This window comes from Pseudogracilibacillus sp. ICA-222130 (genome assembly GCF_037892545.1).
In the GTDB taxonomy this organism is placed as follows: Bacteria; Bacillota; Bacilli; order Bacillales; family Amphibacillaceae; genus Pseudogracilibacillus.
In genome coordinates, this window is sequence record NZ_JBBKBG010000022.1 from 23838 (window position 1) to 43963 (window position 20126).

The 20126-nt window shown below is 33.6% G+C and carries 25 protein-coding genes and 1 other RNA gene; 19 read left to right on the plus strand and 7 right to left on the minus strand.

Features of this window, described 5'->3' with window-relative positions; genetic code table 11:
* Positions 1-6 precede the first annotated feature (6 nt).
* The 4 genes from WKT09_RS09545 to nth all read left to right on the plus strand — a co-directional run bounded on the left by WKT09_RS09545 (position 7) and on the right by nth (position 3175).
* On the plus strand, positions 7-537 hold the full coding sequence (locus WKT09_RS09545; RefSeq protein WP_340415806.1) for a hypothetical protein: 531 nt from the start codon (positions 7-9) through the stop codon (positions 535-537).
* Positions 538-558: 21 nt separating this feature from the next.
* Positions 559-1752 carry a pyridoxal phosphate-dependent aminotransferase gene (locus tag WKT09_RS09550; protein ID WP_340415807.1) on the plus strand — a complete coding sequence of 398 codons (1194 nt, stop codon included), beginning with the start codon at positions 559-561 and terminating at the stop codon, positions 1750-1752.
* 81 nt (positions 1753-1833) lie between these two features.
* On the plus strand, positions 1834-2508 hold the full coding sequence (locus tag WKT09_RS09555) for a DnaD domain-containing protein (protein WP_340415808.1): 675 nt from the start codon (positions 1834-1836) through the stop codon (positions 2506-2508).
* Position 2509: 1 nt separating this feature from the next.
* Positions 2510-3175, plus strand: a complete 666-nt coding sequence (gene nth / locus WKT09_RS09560) for an endonuclease III (RefSeq protein ID WP_340415809.1) — start codon at positions 2510-2512, stop codon at positions 3173-3175.
* A gap of 273 nt (positions 3176-3448) precedes the next feature.
* Here the strand turns inward: nth and WKT09_RS09565 are convergent, their stop codons facing one another.
* Positions 3449-6223, minus strand: coding sequence for a PBP1A family penicillin-binding protein (locus tag WKT09_RS09565; protein ID WP_340415810.1), 2775 nt, complete (start codon positions 6221-6223; stop codon positions 3449-3451).
* Positions 6224-6234: 11 nt separating this feature from the next.
* The gene (gene recU, locus WKT09_RS09570) at positions 6235-6834 is read right to left on the minus strand and encodes a Holliday junction resolvase RecU (protein WP_340415811.1); all 600 of its coding nucleotides are present in this window, start codon (positions 6832-6834) and stop codon (positions 6235-6237) included.
* Positions 6835-7055: 221 nt separating this feature from the next.
* Here recU and WKT09_RS09575 point away from each other — a divergent pair, with 221 nt between their 5' ends.
* The 7 genes from WKT09_RS09575 to WKT09_RS09605 all read left to right on the plus strand — a co-directional run bounded on the left by WKT09_RS09575 (position 7056) and on the right by WKT09_RS09605 (position 10629).
* Positions 7056-7232, plus strand: coding sequence for a hypothetical protein (locus WKT09_RS09575; RefSeq protein WP_340415812.1), 177 nt, complete (start codon positions 7056-7058; stop codon positions 7230-7232).
* A 19-nt stretch (positions 7233-7251) separates the two neighbouring features.
* Complete coding sequence (locus WKT09_RS09580) at positions 7252-7605, plus strand: DUF1798 family protein (RefSeq protein ID WP_340415813.1); 354 nt, start codon at positions 7252-7254, stop codon at positions 7603-7605.
* Positions 7602-7991, plus strand: coding sequence for a cytidine deaminase (locus WKT09_RS09585; protein WP_340415814.1), 390 nt, complete (start codon positions 7602-7604; stop codon positions 7989-7991). The genes WKT09_RS09580 and WKT09_RS09585 overlap by 4 nt, the downstream gene beginning before the upstream one ends.
* Before the next feature lie 108 nt (positions 7992-8099).
* Positions 8100-8405 carry a cell division regulator GpsB gene (gpsB, locus tag WKT09_RS09590; protein WP_340415815.1) on the plus strand — a complete coding sequence of 102 codons (306 nt, stop codon included), beginning with the start codon at positions 8100-8102 and terminating at the stop codon, positions 8403-8405.
* A gap of 42 nt (positions 8406-8447) precedes the next feature.
* An RNA gene (rnpB, locus tag WKT09_RS09595) (RNase P RNA component class B) lies at positions 8448-8831 on the plus strand.
* A 101-nt stretch (positions 8832-8932) separates the two neighbouring features.
* Complete coding sequence (locus WKT09_RS09600) at positions 8933-10078, plus strand: THUMP domain-containing class I SAM-dependent RNA methyltransferase (protein WP_340415816.1); 1146 nt, start codon at positions 8933-8935, stop codon at positions 10076-10078.
* Between the two features lie 23 nt (positions 10079-10101).
* Positions 10102-10629, plus strand: coding sequence for a hypothetical protein (locus WKT09_RS09605; RefSeq protein WP_340415817.1), 528 nt, complete (start codon positions 10102-10104; stop codon positions 10627-10629).
* Between the two features lie 44 nt (positions 10630-10673).
* On the opposite strand, the gene WKT09_RS09610 is transcribed toward WKT09_RS09605, so the two are convergent.
* The 5 genes from WKT09_RS09610 to WKT09_RS09630 form a co-directional block, all read right to left on the minus strand.
* Positions 10674-11261: an SCO family protein gene (locus WKT09_RS09610; protein WP_340415818.1), complete on the minus strand. Its 588-nt coding sequence runs from the start codon at positions 11259-11261 to the stop codon at positions 10674-10676.
* Positions 11262-11315: 54 nt separating this feature from the next.
* Positions 11316-12965 (minus strand): b(o/a)3-type cytochrome-c oxidase subunit 1, encoded by a 1650-nt coding sequence (locus WKT09_RS09615; RefSeq protein ID WP_340415819.1) that lies wholly within the window; start codon positions 12963-12965, stop codon positions 11316-11318.
* The gene (locus WKT09_RS09620; RefSeq protein ID WP_340415820.1) at positions 12965-13447 is read right to left on the minus strand and encodes a cytochrome c oxidase subunit II; all 483 of its coding nucleotides are present in this window, start codon (positions 13445-13447) and stop codon (positions 12965-12967) included. Before WKT09_RS09620 ends, WKT09_RS09615 begins: the two co-directional genes overlap by 1 nt.
* A gap of 26 nt (positions 13448-13473) precedes the next feature.
* Positions 13474-13620, minus strand: coding sequence for a cytochrome c oxidase subunit 2A (locus WKT09_RS09625; protein WP_340415821.1), 147 nt, complete (start codon positions 13618-13620; stop codon positions 13474-13476).
* A 379-nt stretch (positions 13621-13999) separates the two neighbouring features.
* On the minus strand, positions 14000-14206 hold the full coding sequence (locus WKT09_RS09630) for a cold-shock protein (protein WP_336265571.1): 207 nt from the start codon (positions 14204-14206) through the stop codon (positions 14000-14002).
* Positions 14207-14656: 450 nt separating this feature from the next.
* On the opposite strand from WKT09_RS09630, the gene WKT09_RS09635 reads away from it, so the two are divergent.
* The 8 genes from WKT09_RS09635 (at position 14657) to WKT09_RS09670 (ending at position 19919) form a co-directional block, all read left to right on the plus strand.
* Positions 14657-15601, plus strand: a complete 945-nt coding sequence (locus WKT09_RS09635; RefSeq protein ID WP_340415822.1) for a thymidylate synthase — start codon at positions 14657-14659, stop codon at positions 15599-15601.
* Between the two features lie 436 nt (positions 15602-16037).
* Positions 16038-16205 (plus strand): hypothetical protein, encoded by a 168-nt coding sequence (locus WKT09_RS09640; protein WP_340415823.1) that lies wholly within the window; start codon positions 16038-16040, stop codon positions 16203-16205.
* Positions 16206-16374: 169 nt separating this feature from the next.
* Positions 16375-16866 (plus strand): dihydrofolate reductase, encoded by a 492-nt coding sequence (locus WKT09_RS09645; RefSeq protein ID WP_340415824.1) that lies wholly within the window; start codon positions 16375-16377, stop codon positions 16864-16866.
* A gap of 116 nt (positions 16867-16982) precedes the next feature.
* On the plus strand, positions 16983-17165 hold the full coding sequence (gene tatA, locus WKT09_RS09650; RefSeq protein WP_340415825.1) for a twin-arginine translocase TatA/TatE family subunit: 183 nt from the start codon (positions 16983-16985) through the stop codon (positions 17163-17165).
* A gap of 71 nt (positions 17166-17236) precedes the next feature.
* The gene (gene tatC / locus WKT09_RS09655) at positions 17237-17980 is read left to right on the plus strand and encodes a twin-arginine translocase subunit TatC (protein ID WP_340415826.1); all 744 of its coding nucleotides are present in this window, start codon (positions 17237-17239) and stop codon (positions 17978-17980) included.
* A 220-nt stretch (positions 17981-18200) separates the two neighbouring features.
* Entirely contained in the window at positions 18201-18905 is a 705-nt protein-coding gene (locus tag WKT09_RS09660; RefSeq protein WP_340415827.1) for a cytochrome c biogenesis CcdA family protein, read from the plus strand.
* A gap of 73 nt (positions 18906-18978) precedes the next feature.
* Positions 18979-19419, plus strand: a complete 441-nt coding sequence (locus tag WKT09_RS09665; RefSeq protein ID WP_340415828.1) for a Na(+)/H(+) antiporter subunit B — start codon at positions 18979-18981, stop codon at positions 19417-19419.
* A 5-nt stretch (positions 19420-19424) separates the two neighbouring features.
* The gene (locus tag WKT09_RS09670) at positions 19425-19919 is read left to right on the plus strand and encodes a CcdC family protein (RefSeq protein WP_340415829.1); all 495 of its coding nucleotides are present in this window, start codon (positions 19425-19427) and stop codon (positions 19917-19919) included.
* Positions 19920-20126 lie beyond the last annotated feature (207 nt).

The following is a 20126-nucleotide window of genomic DNA, read 5'->3' on the forward strand; positions in this document are numbered from 1 at the left end:
TGGAAAATGCTAACAAAACAACGTCCATACATTAATTGGAAGATCGTATTTATTTCTATCATCATTATCGCCATTTTGGCATGTGCGTTTTATATTCTTCAAAGTTATCGGGAGATTGTCGCATCAAAATTGCCTAATGAAGAAAAAGTGGAAAAATTAATTCTACAAGAAACAGATATAGTTGCAATAGATGACATTACTGAGTTCCAAGAAATAGATACAATTTATATCGCAACAGGTAAAAACGAAAAAAAGGAGCCTCTTATTGCTTTTATAAAAGAAAAAAGTGAGGATTCAAAACAATATATAAAACAGTATAAACAAGAAGAATTACAAAGTACAGAAGCGTTAGTAAACGAATGGGAAAGTGAATGCACTTCTTGTACATTAAAAAAGACAAATTATGCAATGATTGATAAAAATCCATTATTAGAGATAACGTATGAAGATGAACATAACCGTTACGTTTTTGTATATTATTCATTAGAAGATGGAAGTGTTTTTGAACAAATGAAATTAAACAGGAAATATCAATAGAAAGGTAAAGGTAGATATAAAATGGAGTTATCGAAACGTGTGCAATCTTTATCTGGGTCACCAACTTTAGCGATTTCAGCGAAAGCAAAACAATTAAAAGATGAAGGACATGATGTCATTGGTTTAGGGGTAGGGGAACCAGATTTTAATACGCCTACCTATATTATGGATGCGGCTAAAAAGGCAATGGATGCAGGCTTGACAAAGTATACACCAGCAGGCGGAATTTTAGCATTAAAAACAGCCATTGTAGACAAGTTACAAAGAGATCATCATTTAACATATGAAACGAATCAAGTAATTGTTACAACAGGTGCTAAATATGCGTTATATGCATTATTCCAAGTAATGTTGAATGAAGGGGACGAAGTAATCATTCCTACACCTTATTGGGTAAGTTATCCTGAGCATGTTCAGCTTGCTGGGGGAAAGCCTGTGTTTGTAGAAGGATTAGAATCGAATGACTTTAAGGTGACGAAAGAACAATTAGAAGCTGTCATTACATCTAAAACGAAAGCCATTATTATTAATACACCTAGTAATCCAACAGGGATGATGTATTCAAAAGAAGAATTAGCAACAATTGCAGAGGTTTGTATCAAACATAATATTTTAATTGTATCAGATGAAATTTATGAACGTTTAATCTATGCAAAAGAACCACATGTATCGATTGCAGAAATTAGTAACGCTGCTAAAGAACAGACAGTTATTATAAATGGAGTAAGTAAATCTCATGCAATGACAGGATGGAGAATTGGTTATGCAGTTGGACCTGAAAAGATTATTAAAGCCATGGTAAACCATGCATCACATGCGACATCAAACCCAACATCTATTGCACAATATGCAGCATTAGAAGCATATACAAATAAGACAGAAGATGAAAAAAATGCCAATGAAATGCGACAAACGTTTCATGAACGATTAGATCGTTTATATGAATTAATGAATGACATTCCAGGGTTTTCATGTGCAAAACCAAAAGGTGCATTTTATATTTTTCCAAATGTGATAGAGGCAGTAAAAATGAATGGTTTTAATGATGTGGAAGAATGGGCAAAAGCATTATTAGAGGAAGAAAAAGTTGCGGTTGTACCAGGTACCGGATTTGGTGCTCCAAATAATATTCGTTTATCATATGCTACGTCACTAGAACTATTAGAAGAAGCGGCTAAACGGATTAAACGATTCGTTATTGAACATCAACACTAAAATTTATTGAAATCGATAGAGAAATGTCCTTTTTACTCTATCGATTTTTTCATGCTATACTATAAGGTGGGAGGGGAAGAAATGAATGAACAATATAATATAGAACAAATGCTATTAGATCAAATGTCAGTTCCAATGAAACTACTAACTGATTACAAAAAAATTGGTCTCCATGAATATGATGTGATGGTTGTATTACAAATTCATCGTTATTTACAAAAAGATGAAGAATTTCCGACCCCTTCAGAACTTGCTAGTTGTTTAACGATTTCTGTCGAACAATGTATGGAAATCATTCGAAAATTAATGCAGCGAAATTTATTAACGATTGTACAAAAAGAAAATGAACTTGGTCAATTAACAGAAGCATATAGTTTATTATTGTTATGGAAAAAATTATATACAGAAACAAAACAAGAAGAAAATGAAGAGGGCACGATTTTTATATTATTTGAACAAGAGTTTGGTAGACCATTATCTCCATTTGAAATAGAAACAATTAGCGTTTGGTTAGACGAAGATAAAATGAAGCCATCGTTAATAAAGGCCGCTTTAAGAGAAGCTGTTTTAATGAGTAAATTAAACTTTAAATATATTGATCGAATTTTAAGGGAATGGAAGCGAAAAGGTATTCGCTCAGTTGAACAAGCAAGAACGGAAGGAGAAAAGTTCCGTTCAAACCAAGTAACAAAGCATTATGAAGCGGAAAAAAGAGACACTTCCATTTATTTCAATTGGCTCGAGGGGGACGACTAATTTGTTAACAAAAAAAGAAATTCGTTTTTGTTTAGATGAAATGGCAAAAATGTTTCCAGATGCTCACTGTGAACTAGTACACGAAAATCCATTTGAATTAGTGATCGCTGTTTTAATGTCAGCACAAACGACAGATGTGAATGTGAATAGGGTAACAGAAAAGTTGTTTAAAAAATACAAAACTCCAGAAGATTATTTAGCTGTACCATTGGAAGAATTGGAAAATGATATTCGAACCATTGGATTATTTCGTTCAAAGGCAAAAAATATTCAAAAATTATGCCGAACATTAATAGATGAATATAACGGGGAAGTTCCACAAACGAGAGAAGAATTAATGAAACTTGCAGGTGTAGGACGAAAGACAGCAAATGTTGTCATGTCAGTTGCATTTGGCGAACCAGCAATTGCTGTAGATACGCATGTGGAACGAGTAGCCAAACGACTAGCATTTTGTCGTTGGAAAGATTCTGTGTTAGAAGTCGAAGAAACATTAATGAGGAAAATACCGATGGAAGAGTGGAGTGTGACACATCATCGATTAATCTTTTTTGGACGATATCATTGTAAGGCAGCAAAGCCTAATTGCGAAATATGTCCTTTGCTTACGGTTTGTCGAGAAGGAAAAAAAAGAATGCGTGCAAAAGAGAAGGCACTAAAAAAATAATGTATCAATGAAGAAAAGGCTCTACAATATATGGTGTTGGTGGAAAAAATCCACCGACACTTTTTTTGCATAAAAATAAAATGACTTTAAGAAAGTCACCAACACTATTTGACAAAGAGCTAAAGAAAAACCCCTTAAGTAAACCAGATTTTTAAAATCGGTCTACTTTAAGGGGAGCATATCATTTTTCGACTAACACCATTTGTTGTAGGGTTTGAATTACTGAAATGATTTTTTGATCCTATGGTGTGATCGATTGTTTATTACACGATATTATTCTTCATTTTCATTGTTGTTATTCTCATTTGGTTCGTTATTATTATTATCTGCATCTGCTTCTACTTCGTTGTTTTGTTCCTCATTCTCATTATTTTCCTGTTGATTATTACTATTATTGTTTTCTTGTTGATTATTATCATCATCATTATTACTGTTATTATTATTATTATTATTTTCATTATCATTTTCATTATTATTTTCACTATCATCTGGGACGTCTACACTCGTGCTCTTACTATTTCCTTGCTCTCCATCGACAACAGGGGTCACAGTAATGGTGTACGTTGTTCCTGGTTCGACATCAGAAAACTGTAAACTTGTCGATGATACAGAATCGTTTTGACCATTTATGTCCACTTCAAATGTTGCACCGTCTCCGTCATAATCCCAATTTGCAGATATTGTGTTGGAAGAGGCATCATAACTAGCTTGGAGGTTTTCTATTTCCCCTATATCTTCTTCTTCATTAATGGTGATCGATGTTGATGCAGGATCACTTTTTTCATTTGATTCTTTGCTAACTGCAACAACCTCTATCGTATACGTTGCACCATCCTCTACGTCAGATATCGTTGCCCCAGTATCAGAAGTTGAAGTTAAATCATTCATGGACCCATCATCTTTTTTATAACGAACATCAAAGCTTACGTCCAAGTCACTATCGTAATCCCAACTTATATCAATTTCATTTCGATCCGCATCATATGTTGCACTTAAATTAGAAACAGGATCTAAGGAATCTACCTCGTCATCCACTTCATCTGGAACGGTTCCTTTGACGAATAACTCCCTCGTAACACTGTCGGAAGCTCCTCCACTACCAGCAACGACAGGAGGGTTAGAACCTTTCACAATATATTGTTCCACAACAGAGTCTGGTTTTACAAAATCATCTGTTTCAATATCCTTTGATAATTCTGTCATAATATGTCTGAATAAGTGTAACGGTATTTGTGTATCAGGTAATATTTCATTATTATCATTATATCCAGTCCATGCTGTTATCGTATAGTTGGTGGAATATCCAGCAAACCAAGCGTTGTTAGATCCAGCCTTATCAGGATGATTGGTTGTACCTGTTTTACCAGCAATCGGTAAATGAGAGATATTCGCATTTGTTCCGGTACCTCTTTCGACAACATCTTTTAACATGTCTGTCACCATATATGCTGTATAATCTTCCATGACCGGTTCAGATTTCGGCTTTAAGTCAACGACAGAACCATCTTCAAATTCAACTTTTGTTACAGCATATGGTTCTGTATAAACCCCTTCATTTCCAAATGCACTAAATGCACCCGCCAGCTCTAATGGTGAATATTCATTTACAGTTCCACCGATGGCATCTCTAGGGTCTAATACATCTGTGTTAAATGAGAGTCCTAAGTTTTCTCCAAATTCTTTTACTCGATCAGAACCAATCTCTTCTAATGTTTTAGCTGCTGGTACGTTATAAGATTGTTCTAAGGCAAATCTTTGTGAAACCCAACCGTGATATTGTCTATCCCAGTTTCGAATTGTATTTGAGCCAGTAGGTGTATATTCCTCATCTAAGATTTGATGATACGTAGACCATTGTTCATATTCAATTGCAGGACCATAAGCTAGTAGTGGTTTTACGACTGACCCAGGTTGTCTATGTGCGTTAATTGCATAGTTTGAACCAAATGCATTTTCTCTATTTCTACTACCACCAATTGCCTGAATCGCTCCTGTTTTAGTATCAATTACAGATACTCCAGCTAATAAATCTTCGTCTGGATATGGGATTGGGTTTTCTTCGCTATCCGTTAATAAAAATTCCACATATTCTTGCGCGTCTGTATCAAGTGTTGTATAAACTTTTAATCCTGCTGTATTAATATCTGTACCTTCTAATTTTTCTTCTAATTCTCTTTCTACTTGTTGAATAAATGCGTCATAAGGGAATGATTTTGGCTTTTCATCTGTTAACACAGAAGATACGTCAATAGCCGCAGCTTCATCTGCCTCTTCTTGTGTAATCTTCCCATGGCGCACCATTAAATTTAATACTGTATCCACTCTTTCTTGCATTAACTCAGGATTTTCAAAAGGGTTATATGCAGACGGTCGTTGTGGTAATCCAGCTAACATTGCCGCTTCAACTAATGTTAAATCATGTAAATCATCTTTACCAAAATATACCTCTGCTGCTTTTGCAACACCATACGCATTACTTCCATAGAATATTTTATTTAAGTACATTTCCATTATTTGTTCTTTTGAAAATTCTCTTTCTAACTTCATTGCAATCCATTGTTCTTGTACTTTTAATTTAATAGACTTTTCTGGAGTTAAAAATAAATTTTCTGCAACTTGTTGAGTAATCGTACTAGCTCCTTCTGAACCGAATCCTCGTTGGAAGTTTGCCTTCACTGCACCAGCGATTCTTCGTAAATCGATTCCTTTATGTTCAAAGAATCGAACGTCTTCCGTTGCGGTAACCGCATCAATTAAAACTTGAGGCAAATCGTCATATTCGATTTTTATTCTATTTTCCGCACCTCTGTCAGCGAATTGATTGCCATCCTGATCATAATATTGCGAAGCGAATGCTACATCAAGTTTGTCAATATCAATTTTTGGAGCAGTTATAATGAAATAAGTAAAAATTCCGCCGACTACTATAAACATGAATAATATAAAGGCGAATAAATACGTAATTACTCGTTTCCATACTGGCTTTTTATTTTTTTTGGACTTTTGTTGTTTTTGTCTTCTTGCTGTTCTAGATTTTGTATCTGCCATATTAAATCCTCCTAACTAAAAAAACGTTCATCAATAATTGGTAGGTAGTTTACTCTAGCTTGAAATTGTAGTGGAATTGGTTCGCCTTTTGTTTTTATTTCCTCATATGAAAGTGACTTCTTTCCACCTTGTATCATTTTTTCGTATGCTTGTAATATGAACTTTGCTTCAATGAAATATGTTTCATCCATCGCTGTAAAACGAATGAGACAAAAACAGATTCCACCATGTTCTATAACTTGTTTCATATGGGAAAACTGGTGGTCATGAAAATTTGCTAAAGGAAATAATGTTTTATTTTTTGTTTCTTTCGCTTCAAAATCAATATGTTTTCCTCGATAAATCCCATTATAATCTGTTGTTGATTTACTTTGAAAATAAGCTTCTGTTATTACAGCTGCACTACGCTTTGGATAATGTACACGGACGATTTGAATCGGTGTCGGTTTTTTATGAACAATGGCTTTGTTCGTTGCAAGATAATATTCATTCGTTGCATTAATATCTTCTTCTAATGACATTCCTCTATTACTATAAGATTGGACATGATTCGTTTTTTTTACACGGTTCGATTGATTCGTACGTGGACGAACTCCATTTGGATAATTCATGCTCATCCTCCTAACACCTTATATTATAGTATTACTTTTTGAAACCTACAACATGTAGCATCTTATTCTCATCGTATTCTCATAATATTTTGACGTTCTTTAGACAAATAAAAAAAACGAATTGTCATTTCATGTCATATTTTAAAATCCTTTGTCATTTAAAAGGATTATGATGATTTCATCAAGAAAAATAGTAGTAAAACTAAAGGATGTGGAAATATATGTTAAAGGTAAAAGAGAAAGAAGTAGATGAGTTATTTCAAAATTTGTATATACAATGTGTTAAAATTGAAAGAATGTATGCAAAAAAAGTAAATGAATATATTTCAACCGAATTTAAAAAATATGATACTTTCATTGATTTTTATGAGAAAATTATTGATAATATGAATAATTAGATAGAAAAGGTTGATGCACATGACAGAAGTGAAACAATTAACAGAATCACTCATAGCATATATGCAAAAATTAGAAACAGTTTTTAATAAAGGCGAAAAGCCTATTCATAATGATCATGAATTTTTTGAAAAGGTACGGACTGAAATAAATCCGATATATGATACGGTAGAAGCATGGGAAGAAAAAACAAGCTATCTTATACAGCAACGAAAAGTGAACTTGCATCCAAAACAGGTTGATGCAACAGTAAAAAGCATAAAAGCTATTGCATTACATAGTTATTATCTTGATGTTCGCAAGAGAAGATATCAAGATATAAAAAAATCAGTTGAATATGTATTGCAATTATTATTAAAGGAGTTGTCTTCATGAAGGAAACATTAATTGAACGAGCAAAAAAGGCACAAGAAAAAGCACATGTGCCATACTCGAACTTCCGGGTAGGAGCTGCCTTACTGACAAAGGATGGCAAAATTTATGAAGGGTGCAATATTGAAAGTAGTTCCTTTTCATTAACGTGTTGTGCAGAAAGAACTGCTATTTTTAAAGCGGTATCTGAAGGAGAAAAACAATTTAAGGCAATGGCTGTAATTGGAGATAGTGAGGATCCAGTAAGCCCATGTGGAGCATGTAGGCAAGTGATGGCAGATTTTTTTGAACAACATATGACGGTTTATTTAACGAATCACCACAACGAAATAAAAGAAATGACAGTAGCACAATTATTGCCATATTCCTTTTTATTAGATAAATCATAATGTTTATTTAAGGAAGCTTTTTGTAAGCTTCTTTTTTATGGTATAATATATAAAAGTAGAAATATAAATAATGTGAAGTTGTTTATATGAATTGTTGAGGTGATTTGTATGTCAATTAATCGAATTCAATTATCCGTAAATGATATTTTAGAAAAAGATTTTAAAAAGTCTATGCGTGGATATAATGAAGAAGAAGTAGATGCATTTTTAGACATTATAATCCAAGATTATGAAGCCTTTCAAAAAGAAATTGAAGCATTAAAACAAGAAAATGAACGATTTAAAAGAAGTGAAACACCAACACCACAAAGACAACAAACAACACCTTCCCAAGTTAATTATGATGTTTTAAAAAGATTATCCAACTTGGAAAAGGCCGTTTTCGGACAAAAGTTATCCGAAAAAGAAGGGTAAAACTTGTTTGAAAATGACTGTGTATAGTATACTATTTTAGGAATACTTTTGTAATCGCTGCGTGCATTGTGTACGTAGAGGAAAGTCCATGCTCACACAAACTGCGATGTTTGTAGTGTTCATGCTTGACGAAAAAATAAGTCAAGGTAGCTGTATAAGGCTAACGGCAGGAGTTTATTCCTACGTCGAAATCGATATGGAATAAAGCCTTGAAAGTGCCACAGTGACGAGGAAGATTGGAAACAATCGGAAGTGGAACGGGTAAACCCCATGAGTGAGCAACCCAAACTATGGTAGGGGCACTCTCTTAGTAGGAAATGAACGAACGGAGAGACGAGTAGAAATACTTGTAGATAAATGATTACAACTGGAGTACGAGGTTGACCACCGTTTGCAGTACGAAAGAACAGAACATGGCTTACAAAGTATTCCTAGGTCATTGATACAAAAAGATGAAACCTGTTTAGCAGTATTTACTGTAAATAGGTTTTTATTTTTTATTAATGGATATAGAGAGGGACAATAATATGGCACAAACAGTAAAACTAATAGCTACTAGTGCAATGGGTTTAGAAGCACTTGTAGCAAATGAAGTGCGTGATTTAGGATATGAACCAACTGTAGATAACGGAAAAGTTGTTTTTGAAGCACCAATTTCCGCAATTCCACGTTGTAATTTATGGCTTCGCGTTGCAGACCGTGTAAAATTAGTCATCGGAGAGTTTAAAGCTGTTACATTCGATGAATTATTTGAGAAGACGAAAAGTCTTCCTTGGGAAAAGTATATTTCTGAGGAAGGGAAATTTCCTGTATCAGGAAAGTCACATAAATCAACATTGTTTAGTGTTTCGGATTGTCAAGCAATCGTAAAAAAGGCAATTGTAGATCGATTAAAACAAAAACACGGAGTAGCAAGTAGAATGCCTGAAACGGGAGAAATGTATAAAGTAGAAGTTGCTTTATTAAAGGACATTGCAACATTAACGATTGATACATCTGGTGAAGGACTTCATAAAAGAGGATATCGTGTAGGGCAAGGGGATGCACCTTTAAAAGAAACATTAGCTGCTGCTTTAGTCCAATTAACGAATTGGTCACCAGAGGACTTATTTATGGATCCATTTTGCGGGTCTGGTACGATTGCGATTGAAGCAGCTTTAATTGGACAAAATATTGCCCCTGGTTTTAATCGCGCTTTTGTATCAGAAGAATGGGGGTTTATTAAACAACGATTTTGGGATGAGGCATTTGAAGAAGCGGAAAACAAAGCAAATTATGATCAAGACTTACACATTATTGGGACAGATATTGATCACAAAATGATTGAAATAAGTAAACAAAACGCATTAGAAGCTGGTTTAGGAGATTTAATTACATTTAAACAAATGCAGGCAGCAGATTTATCCATCAAAGAAGAAAATGGTTATATCGTCACAAACCCTCCATATGGAGAAAGAATAAAAGATGCGGCATATGTTCATGAGTTGTACAACACATTAGGGAAAATAATGAATGACCATCCAACCTGGAGTGTATATGTGTTAACTTCCTATAAAAAATTTGAACAGGCCTATGGTTCAAAAGCAACGAAACGAAGAAAATTGTTTAATGGTTTTATTGAAACGCAATTTTATCAATATTTTGGGAAGAAGAAGTATCGCTCAGCTAAATGAGGGATTGGAAACAGGGGAGACGTATGATAAGAAAATTCACAATCATTTTAGGAGTCGTATTATTAGTAGTAGCATGTGGAAATAATGAGCAAAATATAAATGAAGCAAATAGGAATAATGGGGAAGAAGTAGAATTAGCTCCTAGTATAACAGGAGATAAAACAGAAGGGTTCCAATTAATTCATGAACAAGCTCATAATATAAACGTATATGAAGATGAATGGATTAAGATGACATTAACACAATCAATACATGGAAGAAGTAATGTAAGAGATGTAGTTGAATTGAAATTTGCGGTTGAAAACAAAACAGATAAACCATTTCATATTAATTTTGATCATGTGATTTTTGATGATCGTAATATTGAAGGAACAAAGTTAAATATGTTTGGTACAACTGTCAATGAAAAGGCAACAACGGTATTAGACGTAATGATTTCCAATGAAAATGAATTAATTTTTAAAGAAAATATTTATGGAGAATTTCGATTGAAAACGGAAGATGATGGGGTAGAGACCATTGAATTCCAAACAGATATTGACTATGAATAAAAAAATCAGGGATGAAAACATCTATTTGTTTTCTCCCTGATTTTTTAATTGATTGTTCTCATAATGCGTTTATATGCACGATCACGATCAAAGTCTTCTCCCATTGTAAATTTTTCAAGTAAGTTATCATTTTCATCCATGAAGTATGTGTAAGTAGAATGTATGATTTCTCCTGAACCTGGGTCACGATATGCAAAGTCTAGAGCGTCCGCAATTTTTCTCGTTTCTTCTTCAGATCCAGTTAAAAATAGCCAACCATCATCATCTGATTCTACTTCAAATCGACCTGCATAATCGCGTAAAACTTCTGTTGTATCATGTTCTGGATCAATGGTAATTGTAATGAATTCAACTTTATCGCCGAATACACCTTCTTCTTCTAAAGTAGATTTTAACTTAGCCATTTCAAGCGTCGTAACGGGACATACATCAGGACATGATGTATACATAAATTCAATTAAACGTGCACGTTTTGGCAGTTCATTAAAATTAACTGTTTCTTCAAATGCTGTTTCCATAACAACGTCTTCCGGAAGTTCAGCTGTTCCAGGACGGAAAATCTCTAAATAATAAATACCAGCACCAACCCCTAAAACAAATAGGGCGATAAAAGTAATATAAATTTTTTTCATCTTACTTCCTCCATTAAAAATGATAAAAGAGGGGGAGAGAACCCCTCTTTTACATTACCATAATTTGAATCCCTTAGCTCCCGGAGGGGCACTTTGAATAATATCAATTAAAGGAATTGTGTATGCAAATAAAACTAATGCTAATGTAACTGCAGTCCATAGTTTCCAGTTTTCGAAAACTTTAGGTGGTGCAATTGCTTTATCACTTACTTCAGCAATCGGGTATTCTTCCTCTCCTTTAGGGGCGAAGAATGCTAAATTGATGAAAATAATGATCATAACAATCATACCTAAGAATAAGATTGATCCACCAACAGCTTGTGCAATTTGATATGCACCCCATGCAGCAGTATCTTCGTTTCCTGCATAGGTAGAAAATGCAGAACGACGTGGTCCACCTAATAAACCTTGAATATGCATTGCTGTAGACATTATAGTCATACCAACTGTCCATAAAATCGTTTGTGTAACTGCTAATTTATTGATTGATTTTGTATAAGTTCTTCCTGTTAAAGAAGGTACTAACCAGTATGCTGCACCGAAAAATGTTAACATTACTGTCGTTGCAACGGTTAAGTGGAAGTGACCTGTTACCCAAATCGTGTTGTGTACAACTTGGTTCATTTGGTTTGACGCGTTTACGATTCCACCAGCACCACCAGGAATGAAGAATAGCATACCGATGAATGGAGCTAAAAATCTAGCATCTCCCCATGGCATTTTCTTTAACCAACCGAACATTCCTTTAGCACCAAGCTCACGTCCACGTGCCTCGAATGTTGCAAACATACTGAATGCTGTCATCATAGAAGGGATAACAACAATCATCGTTAAAATAACTTGAATGAATTTCCAGAATGGATCGATACCAGGTTCTGTTAACTGGTGGTGGAATCCAACTGGGATTGAGAATAATAATAATAAGATAAATGTAAATCTAGCTAAAGAGTCGGAGAAAATTTTTCCACCGATAATTTTTGGTATAATTGCATACCATATCATGTAAGCAGGTAATAACCAGAAATAAACTAATGGGTGACCAAAATACCAGAACAATGTACGGCTTAATAAAACGTTCACTGTTTCTGTCCAACCTAATGCCCAAGGAATCATTTGGAAAATAACGGAAATCGCAACACCTAGAGAAGCAATTTGCCACATTAACATCGTTATAACAGCCATATAGCTTAATAAAGGTGTTTTTTCCCCAGGATTTTCTTTACGGAAACGTGCATGACGTTTAAAAATAACAAATCCATCAATCCATGTACCAATAATAACTAGTGCTAAACCGATATAGAAAATAACATGTGCTTGTAGTGGCGCGTAAAATGTATATAAAACAGATGCTTCATTTAGTAAAATCATCGTCGCTGCCATGATGGTACCAGATACCATTAACCAAAATGCGATCCATCCAAGCGTACGTTCTGTTTTGTTGTATCCACCTGTCGTTTTACTTTGAGCAGATAACATGAAACCTATAATAAAAAATGTCGTTAATACTAACCCTAAAATAACACCATGTATCGTTAAGATTTGATAATATCCAATACCTGCTGGTAATTGGAAGTGACCTGAACGTTCTAATGTTTGTAATAAACCACATGTTGCCCCAATAAATAGTGAAATAAAAGCAACATACATATGGGACATAACAAGGCGTGATTCTTTTTTAGATAAACTTCTTACTCCTTGTGCCATTATTCAACCACCTCAATCGTAGCAGACATTAAATGGTGACCTACACCACAATATTCATTACATACTAATGTATATGTGCCTGCATTTTTAAATGTATTCGTATAGGTACTAATATAACCTGGCTCTAACATCATGTTTACGTTTGTTCCAGCAATCTCAAAACCGTGGATAACATCTGTTGTTGTTGAAGAGACATGTACTTTCGCACCTTTTGGAATTTCAATAACTTTTTCAGGGTTTCCTACATCATAATCGAATGCAGAGGCAACAATCGTTAATTGATATTCGTTGTCTCCGATTTCTTTTAATCCAGGTTCTTTAAAGAGTGCATGCTCTCTAACTGTTTCAGGATCTAATGTTACTGCACAACTAGGTGGCTTGTTTCCCATATAGAAAGCACTTATTCCAACTAATGTTAGGAATACTAGTAATGTTGCAGAACCAAAAAAGATCCATATTTTCTCATATTTGTGCATATTCATTTAACTATTCCTCCCAATCTCTCGGTCTATCTTGATAAGAATAAAGACCAAACTCCAAACCACATAATAATAATGACGAAACCTACTACACCAACACCGAATAAAGTACCTCGTAAATCAATGCCTTCATGTTCATCTACATGTGCTTGATTTTTCTTTTGCGGTTCTCCCATACTTATCTCTCCCCTCTATCACAAATTCATTCATTAAAGATAATGTATAAGTACAATAGAATTAAAAAACAAAATGTTTCCTCCTGTTTTGTAACAACTATTGTTTTTTAACTCTATCTTTATCATACACGAGAAAAGGCCTTATAAAAGGCTTCATGTCAACGTTTCACAATTTAGACGAAAGTCTTTTAAAAGGTAAATTCGCATAGTTTTTAAAACATACATGTTATAAAAGTATGTGAAAAAAATGTGACCATTTTTTGGATAAAACGTTACAAGAGGGGAGGAAAAAGAAGAATAACAGAAAAAAAATAACCTTCCTCACTTTATAAGTAAGAAAGGTTATTTTATATACTCGGACTTTTATGTGTCCCTTATTTTAGTTTGTAACTTTTTCAACGTTTGCTGCTTGAGGTCCACGTTCACCTTCAACAATTTCAAAAGTAACTTCTTGACCTTCTTCTAATGATTTAAATCCTTCTTCTTGGATTGCAGAGAAGTGTACGAATACATCGTCTCCTTCTTCTAATTGGATAAAACCATATCCTTTTTCGGCGTTAAACCATTTTACAACTCCATTTTGCATGTACATAATCCTCCTAAATTCTTTCACGAATGCCGTGTTGATATACAAAGAAACGATTGAACATAAAAAAACATCATGTTGAAGGTGGATTGCGTTTGTACCTGCACACATGAAGTAACTTTTATGAATCCATTCAACTTCTTTGTTATATATTAATATAACGATTATCATTTATATAGTCAAGCGGTTACATTCATAACTTTCAGTTAATTTGAAACCAAATGATATTATATTCTTTTCTTTCATAGGAGTTGTTTACTCTGTATAGAATTTACAATAATAGAATCTATGAGAAACTGTATCGTTTTAAACGGGCTATTACGAGTCGAAAAATCCATTCATTTTTTGATTCGTAAGGTTGGATGATCGTATAAAATTGCTTTCGTAACTATATCATTAATGATATAGTTTATTAAACGATAAAATTTATAAGTAAGAATGGTGAGATAGATGCAAAATTACGTACAATTATTGGAAGATATTTTACAAAATGGAACGACAAAAGGGGATCGAACTGGGACAGGCACGGTTTCTGTATTCGGGCGTCAACTCCGCTTTGACTTGCAAGAAGGCTTCCCATTGTTAACGACGAAACGGGTACCATTTCGTCTCGTAGCAAGTGAATTATTATGGTTTTTACGAGGGGATACAAATTTAAAGTTTTTATTAGAACATCAGAATAATATATGGAATGAATGGCCGTTTAAACGATGGGTAGAAAGTGAAGATTATGATGGACCTGATATGACAGATTTCGGGTTACGTAGTCAAACAGATCCAGAGTTTAAAGCAGTTTACGAAGCTGAAATGGAAAAGTTTAAAGAACGTATTTTAACGGATGATTCATTTGCCAAACAATATGGAGAATTAGGTCCTGTTTATGGAGCGCAGTGGAGAAAATGGGAAACGAAAAATGGTCGTTTTGTCGATCAAATGACGAATGTCATCAAGCAAATTAAACATAATCCGAATTCGAGACGTTTGTTAGTCAATGCATGGAATCCAGGAGAAGTAGATCATATGGCATTACCGCCATGTCATTATGCATTTCAGTTCTATGTTGCAGATGGTAAATTGTCTTTAATGTGGCAACAAAGAAGTGTTGATACATTCCTCGGTCTACCATTTAATATTGCAAGCTATGCTCTTTTAACACATATGGTTGCAGCACAGTGTGATTTAGAAGTAGGGGAATTAATCTTTACCGGAGGAGATGTGCATTTATATAGTAATCATATAGAACAAGCAAAAATATTAATCAGCCGGACGCCAAAGAAATTACCGACTTTAATCTTAAAACGAAAACCAGAAACAGTATTTGATTATACAATGGATGACTTTGAGTTAGAAGGGTATGACCCACATCCTACAATAAAAGCAGATATTGCAGTATAAACTTAAAAAGATGAGTAGTGGATTGGTTCAAAAATTGTAAATGCCTTTTCAGATATACTTTTACGTTTCCCAGCAAAAGTACAAATAAGGAGCACCTTTGTAAACTAGCGTTTGATACGTTAATTTTACTAGCGTGTGCTCTTTTTGCATGTTTACATTTAATAAAAGCGGATTAATTTTTTTGTTGATTACGGCTAGCCTGTGGAGCGCGTAGTAAGGGGAAGAAGCATTGTACATTTGGATCGAACAAAAATGATTCCCAATTTAATTTATATTCATTTTATATGTGATTAGTCGGTTGCTAGTATATTTTATCTGCTCGTCTTCTATGTGATGAAATTCATCGTCAATGTATTTCCTTTACTCCGCTCCTTTTTTTAAAAATTATGATAGGATATGGTACAATGTGGATATAATAAAAGAAAGGATTGACTCGATGGCACTAATGTTAATTTTTGGAATTGGCATCTTTTTTATTATTATTGTGTTGTTATCGATTGTTTCCGTTATAAGTAATCGAATCAAGATACCGAGAGATGCATTACTTCAAGAAATAAAAGAATTAAAACAACGAGTAGAAAGACTTGAAAAGGAAAGACTTTAATAAGAGTAGCAACTATTTTTGTCTCGATTACAATTATGTTGAGAAAAAATATAACCTACTATATATAAGAAGAACAGGCCTTGAAAGAAGATAGGTCGCAATAGAAAAGGCATATTTCCTATGCTATAATTCGGATTGTGTAAAAAACAATAGGTGAGGAGTATTACGTATGTTATCCCTTATAGTCGCAATGGATAAAAATAATGTCATCGGTAAAGATAATGATATGCCTTGGCATTTACCAAAAGATTTACAACATTTTAAAGAAACAACATTAGGTTCAACAATAATTATGGGTAGAAAAACGTTTGAATCTATTGGACGAGTTTTACCTGGTAGAACGACAGTCGTATTAACGAGGGGAAAACAATCATTTCCTGAAGGTGTCGAAGTGATCCATTCTATTGAAGAGATTTTTGCATTGCAGGAAAAGGATCAGGAAAAAGAATTATTCGTCATTGGTGGAGGCCATTTATTTGAACAAATACTTCCACATGCAGATCGTTTATATGTGACAGTTATCGATGAAACTTTTGAAGGCGATGTTTATTTTCCGGAAATAGATCCAATCATATGGGAAGAAACAACCAAGGAAAAAGGGATAAAAGATGACAAAAATGTGTATGATTATTACTTTATCCAGTATGATCGAAAAAAATAAATGTTCTTTATTGTAATGATAAAGTAATTCGCTTATAATAAAGATGGTTAAATTAGGAACATACTTTTAGCAATGACTGTGTGTATTGTATATGTATAAAAAATGAGGTGAAATTCATGGCGCAAATTGGAATTCCAGGATTAATTTTAATTTTAGTTGTCGCGTTATTAATTTTCGGACCTTCAAAGTTACCTGAAATTGGGAAAGCTGCGGGAAGTTCGTTAAGAGAATTTAAGAATGCAACAAAAGGTATGATGGGTGACGATGAAAAAGAAGATAAAAAAGAGTCAAACGAATAAATTGGTGTAAGGACATCCTTACATCTTTTTTAATCGTACACATTTGTGTAACAAAGGAGCGATAGGGCAAAATGTCTACTAATGTAAATGGGAAGGAAATGAACGTCGTTGGACATTTGTCTGAACTGAGGAACCGCTTAATGGTTACAGCTTTTGCTTTCGTTGGTTTTTTTATCCTTGCATTTATTTTCATTAAAGATATTTACAGTTTTTTTGAAAGTGATATTGATTTTAAATTAACTGTGACAAGTCCAGGGGATATTATTTGGATTTATTTTACGATTGCGGGGCTTGTAGCGATAGTAGCAACCTTACCAGTTCTTAGTTTACAATTATGGTTATTTGTAAAACCTGGATTAACAGAGAAAGAGCGAAAAGTGTCTCTATCTTACATACCAGCAGTATTTATATTGTTTCTTGGTGGATTAGTATTCGGGTATTTTATGTTTGTTAAATTAATTTTACCATTTTTATTAAATTTAAATGACGGCATGTTTAATGAACTTTTTACGGTAGATAAATATTTCCGATTTATGATGCAAATTACATTGCCATTTGCTATTTTATTTGAACTACCGATGATTATTATGTTTTTAACGAGTTTAGGCATTTTAACACCGGACTTTTTAAGAAAGTCACGGAAATATGCATATTTTATATTATTAATAGTTGGGGCCCTTGTAACCCCGCCAGATGTTGTACTACAAGTAACGGTAGCAATTCCACTTTTTATTTTATATGAAATTAGTATTTATTTATCACAGATCGTTTATCGCAAGAAAATTAAACGACATTTAGAATATATGAACGAGTAATGTAATGGCACATTACTCGTTTTTTTGATGAGAATAGGGATAATTCGACAAATTGTATCTTTATTCTTTGTGGGAATTGTAACATTTTGCGGGTACCCGGGAAATAAGAAAGGAAATTAATTGGGAAATGAAAACGTTCAGATAACTGTCAAACAGATGACGTTAATTTCATAAAATATCTGATACAATATGTATGATGGCTTGTTTTAGGGGGAGAGAAATGGAAGAAGTAAATTTATTTTTAGCGTTCGGAGCAGGATTCTTATCATTTATATCACCATGTGTGTTGCCTTTATTTCCGGCATTTTTATCATATATTACTGGAATGAGTGTAAACGAATTAACGAATGATGATAAAAAATTTAATATGAACAGTATAATCCATACAGTTATTTTCTTATTAGGATTTTCACTAGTATTCGTTATGTTAGGATTTTCGGCGAATGCATTTTCCAAATATTTATTAATGTACCAAGATTTAATTAGACAAATTGGTGCGATTGTTATTATTTTCTTCGGTTTAGTTATTGTTGGGGTATTAAATTTTGAGTTTTTAATGAAAGATCGATCGATAAAATTTAAAAATAGACCGTCAGGATTTATCGGTACATTTATTATCGGTTTAGCATTTGCGATGGGATGGACACCTTGTATGGGGCCTATTTTAGCCATCGTTTTATCCATGGCGGCAACCCATCCAGATCAAGGGATTCTTTTAATGATTAGTTATGTATTAGGTTTTGCAATTCCATTCTTAGTATTGTCCTTCTTTATAGGAAAAATGGATTTTATAAAACGTCATAGCCAAAAAGTAGTAAAAATTGGTGGCTATATTATGGTTGGATTTGGTATTGCATTATTTTTCAATTGGATGGCGAAATTATCATCCTTATTTGCTGAATGGACAGGATTTTATGGGTTTTAATTAGCGCTTTCATTTTTAGTTATATTCGTGTAAAATAGAGAAAGAAATGATGAAACATATAAGGAGTTTTACGATGCATAAACCGAATAACCTAATTTTAAAATCAACATCTTCTTTAATTGTATTTATTTTATTAGGCTTTGCTGTATACTTACTATTGGCTGGACATAATTCTCCTGGTGGAGGGTTCGTTGGTGGATTAACGACGACAGCGGCAGTTTTATTAATGTTCATGGCATATGGAGAAGAACAAGTAAATAAAATCATTCGTATTAATTATATCCAGCTCATTCCGTTAGGATTGCTTGTTGCAATTTTAACTGGACTAGGTTCATTATTATTTAATGTCCCGTTTTTAACACACACATTTGGCACATTTACAATCCCTTTAGTTGGCGAAGTGGAACTAGCAACGGCGATGTTATTTGACCTTGGTGTCTATTTCACTGTATTCGGTTCTACCATGACAATTATTTTAACAATTGCTTCAGATAGAGGCTCAGTGAAAGAGTAAGCAAAATGATTGAATCAATTGATCAAACAATTTTAGTTGCAGCCAGTACAATAGTTGCATTTGGGATGGCGACCATCATGATTTTTGTACGGGCAAAAGCTGCAACAAAGCCAATTACTCCCAAAAAAATTATTTTGCCCCCTGTCTTCATGAGTACGGGGGCTTTTATGTTTCTTTTTCCGACATTCCGTGTTTCTTTATTAGGGATTGGAGAAGCGGTAATGGTTGGACTATTTTTTTCGATTTTTCTTATTAAATTAACAAAATTTGAAATTAGCGAAAAAGATATATATGTAATTCCGTCAAAGGCATTTATCCTGATCTTAATCAGTTTATTAATGATCCGCATGATCATTAAAATGATTATAGGAAGTGTCATTTCATTTGGAGAAACGAGTGGGATGTTTTTCATACTTGCTTTTACTATGATTTTAACTTGGCGAGTCGCAATGCTTCGAAAATATTATCAATTGAAAAAAGTTATCGAAAAAGGAATGTAGCTAAATGCTATGTTCTTTTTTTTTATGAAAAGAAACGAAAATATCTATAAGTATACTTGCGTTGGAGTGAGAAAAGAAAATGTTATTTTACCACGTTCAAATCTAAAGTAAATCAAGTTTATTTTCCATTGTCATTATCGTTCCTTTCCATAAATTTAAAAGTGTAAAAGCCTAAATATAAAGGCCGTTTTGAAAATAAGATACAAT